The organism is Bacteroidota bacterium (genome assembly GCA_034723125.1).
GTDB lineage: Bacteria > Bacteroidota > Bacteroidia > CAILMK01 > JAAYUY01 > JAYEOP01.
The window spans coordinates 1-5,208 of sequence record JAYEOP010000067.1 but is presented as its reverse complement, the minus strand read 5'-3'; the positions used below and the strand labels follow the sequence as shown (position 1 = coordinate 5,208).

Sequence of the window (5,208 nt, the reverse complement as noted above, 5' to 3'; positions counted from 1 at the left end):
GATTATGTTAGGTAGTGGTTATCAAAAAATGTCATTTGGGTCAGGCATTTTTCAAAAAGAAAATAGCATAAATGCAATGATGGAAATAAATTCAAGTGTGGGATACAACGGAGATAATTTTTTTATGTCAATAGGGACGGGTTATGTTAAACATTTCTCTCCAATTAGCGAATATATGATTTGTAACGATTATTATTATTTTCAATTATTAATAGGCTTACGTTTTTAATATTAGTAAATTGCAACTTTCATAAAAGTAGAAATATGGCAAGTAAAAGGGTAAACGATTTTTTTCTTGAGGCTGCGAATTTAACTGTTTTTACAGGACAATTTTTTCGAGAGCTTTTTCATGGTCGTTTTGAATTTAGAGAATTTACTCGTCAATCGTATCAAATAGGTTATAAATCACTTACTTTAATATCAATTATTGGATTTATTCTAGGTTTTGTCCTCACACTTCAATCCCGCCCAATGATGGTTACTTTTGGTGCTGAAGATTGGCTTCCCGGAATGGTTTCTATTTCGATAGTTAGAGAAATTGGTCCATTGATAACTGCACTTATCTGTGCAGGGAAAATAGGATCAAGCATAGGTGCGGAATTAGGTTCAATGCGTGTTACCGAACAAATTGATGCTATGGAAGTTTCTGCTTCTAATCCAATGAAATTTATTGTTGTTACACGTGTTATGGCTACTTCATTAATGATTCCATTACTTGTTTTTTATTCTGATGCAATTGCTTTTTTGGGCTCTTATCTTGCTATTAACCTTAATGCACACCTTTCACCTGAATTATTTATTTCACAAGCATTCAGTACTTTAGATTTTGGAGACTTTCTACCTGCAACAATAAAAACAATATTTTTTGGCTTTGCAATTGGAATTATCGGATGTTACAAAGGATATTATGCCAATAAAGGAACTGAGGGTGTAGGACAAGCCGCAAATTCGGCAGTTGTAGCTTCTTCATTGGCAATGTTTATTATTGATATTGTTGCTGTTCAACTTGATCAAATATTTTAAGTTTTTTTTAATGACAAATAATAACGAAAATATTAAACAAAATAACAACGAAGAAGTTATTGTAGTTGAAAATCTTAAAAAAGCTTTTCCAGCTAATCCAATTTTAAATGGAATATCTCTAAAACTTAGAGCAGGTGAAAATGTTGGTGTACTGGGTAAATCAGGTATTGGCAAATCTGTTTTGATAAAATGTATTGTTCGTCTTTTGGAAGCTGATGAAGGGAAAATTGAAGTATTTGGAAAAGATGTTTTTTCTTTAAATCATAAAGAACTTTTAAATATTCGCAGACAAATAGGATTCCTTTTTCAAGGTGGTGCTTTGTATGATTCTATGACTGTGAGAGAAAATCTTGCTTTTCCTGTTATTAGAAACTTTAAGAATTTATCTGATGCAGAAATTGAAGATATGAGTGTTGAAGCCCTAGAAAATGTAGGCTTGTTAGATGCAATTGATAAAGTACCTTCAGAATTATCAGGAGGGATGAAAAAACGTATTGGTCTTGCAAGAACACTTATTATGAAACCAAAAGTGATTTTTTATGATGAACCGACAACAGGGCTTGATCCACAAACATCTCAAGAAATTAGTGAACTGATACTTTCTGTACAGGAAAAATATAATTCTGCATCTTTGATTATTACACATGATATGAAATGTGCAAGAATTACAACTGACAGAATGTTATTTATAAGACATGGTGTTTTTTACAAAGAAGGAATTTACGATGAATTGAAAAATACTGAAGATAAATGGGTTAAATCATTTTTCGAATAAAGTGAAGATATTAAAATGTAAGTACTATGAAAATGAGTAAAAAAAATATGATAAAAATGGGAACTTTTATAGTTGCAGGAATATCCCTTTTTATTTTCTCAATTTATTACATTGGGATTCAAGAAAATCTTTTTAGAACTACATTTACATTAAAATGTATTTTTGAGGATGTTAGCGGATTAGAAATAGGAGATGATGTAAATTTTTCAGGAATTGAAGTAGGTTCTGTAAAAAATATTACAATTATTAATGACACAACAATTGAATTAGATCTTTTGATTGACGAAGATGTTAAAAAATTCATAAGAAAAACTTCAGAAGCAGAAATTACTTCCGAAGGTCTTATTGGTGGAAAAGCTTTAACTATATCTCCCGGATATTCAACATCTCCAGTAGTAGAAGATGGTGATTATCTTAAAACTGTGGAAGCTGTGAAGATTGATGATATTATTAAAAAAATAAATGAAGCAAGTAATGAAACTATTAAAATTACAAGAAATATAGCATCAATTACTCAAAGAATAAATAATGGTGAAGGTATCTTTGGAAAAATATTTTCAGACACTGCTTTCTCAAACAATCTTGATAGAATTGGTAGAAACACTGCTATACTTACTGATAATTTTGCAGGAATTGCATCAAAAATAAACAGACAAGAAGGAGTAATTGGAAAATTGCTCTCAGATACAGCCTATAACAGACAATTTGATAACACATTCAATAAAGTTAGCCATGCAAGTAACAATCTAAATAAAATAACAAAAGACCTAGGTATTGTCTCTGAAGATTTGATTTTTGTAAGTAAAAAAATTAAAAGCGATAAAGGTATTTTTGGAAAATTATTTACAGATACTGCTTTTTTGCAAAATTTATATAATGCCAGTAAAAATACTGATCGTATTGCAAAAGAACTTGCAGAAGTTGCAAAAAGTCTTAACAGTGAAGGAGGTATTGCTTATAAAATACTTTCAGACACTAGCTTTGCCGATTCATTTTCAAGAACTATTTATAACCTGAATGATGCAATTCTTAACATTAATGAAACCGCAAAAAACCTACAGAACAAATGGTATATCAGGTCAAGTAAATATGAAAAAGAAAAGAACAAAGCAAAACGAAAAGAGGAGTGAGGGGATTGATACAGTATGCAAGATGATTATGGAATTTACTGAACAGAATATTGAAGACCATACAAAGCTTGTTCTTGTTTATAACCACTCTTTGAACTCAGGGGACTATTAGATAAAAAGGCTGAAAGCCTACTTATTGGTTTTTGAGTGTATCTGTACAAAATGAAAATAAACTGAATTTCCGTTTATTCTAATGTTATACCGAAAGGTTATCATGTAACAGAAAATAAATTTTCTTAACATGCTAATCCATCGGCATAATACTAGATTCATTTTAATTAAATTGATGGTGGTTTAGTATTACCTGCAAGCAATGAAAGAATAAACATTAGTGCAAATTTGAAAAGGTGTATGTTTCTTGTGTTAAAAATAAAGTTTGTATTTTTGTATTAAAAGTAAATAGTGATAGGAACGTTATAATATGGCTAAAAAAAATCAATCAAAAAGATTAACAAAACAACATAAAAAGTCTCATGGTGTTGTCGGTATATTTGGAGATGAAGCAAAATTACACAATATAACAGTTGGGAAAATATCACATCTTGTAATTGAACAACTTGAAAAAGAATATTCTCAATTAATTTTTCGTTACAGAAAAAACATAAAAAAGGAAGAGATAAATAAAGCCTTACAAAAAGTTGATAAAGATTTAGGACAAACTCTTTTTGTTTCAAATTCAAGCATAAGACCTGATGGTGGAATAATTGAAGTCAAAGATGATAATGGCAATTGGAGAATAATTTTAGTAACGGAAGCAAAACATCAAGGAAAAGACATTGATAATATACTAAAAGGAAAATTAGTAGGAAAAGACAACAATCAAGACTTAATGGCTGCTGGTAATGCTATAGAAAGGTCACATAAAAACATATCCGAAATTGCTAATTTTATGCTATCGGAATCTCATTTCCCGTATGTCCTATTTCTTGAAGGTTCAAACTTTCTGACTGAAACTATTTCAATTAAAAGACCTGACGGAAGAATTGTAAAACTTGAATATAATTTTGGAATGTTAAATAGAATGGACAGATTGACTTCCGCAAACTATGGTATGCCGATTAACACAAACTTATGTGAAAATAAGTTTGTCAAGCCTAAAGATAAAACAATTATGCTTCAAGCAACTTCCATTTATACACAAGGGAAAGGAGGTGTATGGGATGCTAAAGAAATGCTTGATATTATGATTGAAGTTTCTAAAACATCCCTTAAGGTTTTAGGAAGTGATATATTTAAACAAATAACAGAAAATAAATAAAAACCATTAATGGCAAGAAAAGCAACAAATAAATTATTGCAAAAAGCTAAAAAATCAAAAAGTGATGAGTTTTACACCCAACTTTCTGATATAGAAAGTGAATTGCAACATTATAAAAGTCATTTTGAAAATAAAGTAGTTTATTGCAATTGCGATGACCCTCGTATTAGTAACTTTTTTAATTATTTTGCATTAAATTTCAAGGAATTAGGTATAAAAAAACTAATATCTGCTTGTTACCGAGAGCAAAAAATGGATTTGTTTAATATTGAAAAATCTGAAAGTGGTTTTTTCTATGAATATACAGCTTCAGAAGGGGAAACAATTATACCAAGTTCAACAGACATTATTCATTTTAAAGGGGATGGAGATTTTCGTAGTGCCGAAAGTATCGAACTATTAAAACAATCCGATATTGTTGTTACTAACCCTCCGTTTTCATTATTTAGAGAATATGTTAATCAGTTAGTTAGATACGATAAAAAGTTTTTAATAATAGGTAATATTAATGCTATTACCTATAAAGAAATTTTTAAACTAATAAAAGAAAATAAAGCGTGGTTAGGTATAAATCTTGGTAGAGGCATTTCAGGTTTTATTGTTCCAGAACACTATGAACTTTATGGGACAGAGGCTCGGATTGATAGTTCTGGAAATAGAATAGTTTCTCCAAACAATGCTTTATGGTTAACTAACTTAGATACTTTTAAACGACACGAAGACATTACACTTACAAAAAGGTATTTTGGAAACGAAATTGAATATCCCAAATATGATAACTATGATGGTATTAATGTTAATAAAACAAAAGATATACCATTAGATTACAAAGGATACATGGGTGTGCCTATAACATTTCTGCACAAATTTAATCCTGACCAATTTGAAATAATTAAATTCAGAAAAGGAAATGATGAAAAAGATTTATCAATAAATGGGAAATGTCCGTATTTTAGAATTTTAATTAAAAATAAACGATTACAAACTGAATTTATTGAATTAACGAAAAAAGGAAAAAGCCA

General features: G+C 29.5%; 6 protein-coding genes. All 6 read left to right on the top strand.

What is annotated here, in order from left to right; translation table 11 throughout:
- Positions 1–229, top strand: a 229-nt coding sequence (locus U9R42_02155; GenBank protein ID MEA3494817.1) for a hypothetical protein, incomplete at its 5' end; no start/stop codon positions are given.
- Between the two features lie 35 nt (positions 230–264).
- Entirely contained in the window at positions 265–1,023 is a 759-nt protein-coding gene (locus tag U9R42_02150; GenBank protein ID MEA3494816.1) for an ABC transporter permease, read from the top strand.
- 10 nt (positions 1,024–1,033) lie between these two features.
- Positions 1,034–1,798, top strand: a complete 765-nt coding sequence (locus U9R42_02145; GenBank protein ID MEA3494815.1) for an ATP-binding cassette domain-containing protein — start codon at positions 1,034–1,036, stop codon at positions 1,796–1,798.
- A gap of 32 nt (positions 1,799–1,830) precedes the next feature.
- On the top strand, positions 1,831–2,928 hold the full coding sequence (locus tag U9R42_02140) for an MlaD family protein (GenBank protein ID MEA3494814.1): 1,098 nt from the start codon (positions 1,831–1,833) through the stop codon (positions 2,926–2,928).
- A gap of 421 nt (positions 2,929–3,349) precedes the next feature.
- Complete coding sequence (locus tag U9R42_02135; GenBank protein ID MEA3494813.1) at positions 3,350–4,186, top strand: EcoRI family type II restriction endonuclease; 837 nt, start codon at positions 3,350–3,352, stop codon at positions 4,184–4,186.
- Between the two features lie 9 nt (positions 4,187–4,195).
- Positions 4,196–5,208: adenine-specific methyltransferase EcoRI family protein (locus U9R42_02130; protein MEA3494812.1), on the top strand; the 1,013-nt coding region annotated here is incomplete at its 3' end.

What these genes read in the sequence shown, in the direction of transcription:
- U9R42_02150 (MEA3494816.1), top strand. Translation starts at nt 265, where the DNA reads ATGGCAAGTAAAAGGGTAAACGATTTTTTTCTTGAGGCTGCGAATTTA.
- U9R42_02135 (MEA3494813.1), top strand. Translation starts at nt 3,350, where the DNA reads ATGGCTAAAAAAAATCAATCAAAAAGATTAACAAAACAACATAAAAAG.
- U9R42_02145 (MEA3494815.1), top strand. Translation starts at nt 1,034, where the DNA reads ATGACAAATAATAACGAAAATATTAAACAAAATAACAACGAAGAAGTT.
- U9R42_02140 (MEA3494814.1), top strand. Translation starts at nt 1,831, where the DNA reads ATGAGTAAAAAAAATATGATAAAAATGGGAACTTTTATAGTTGCAGGA.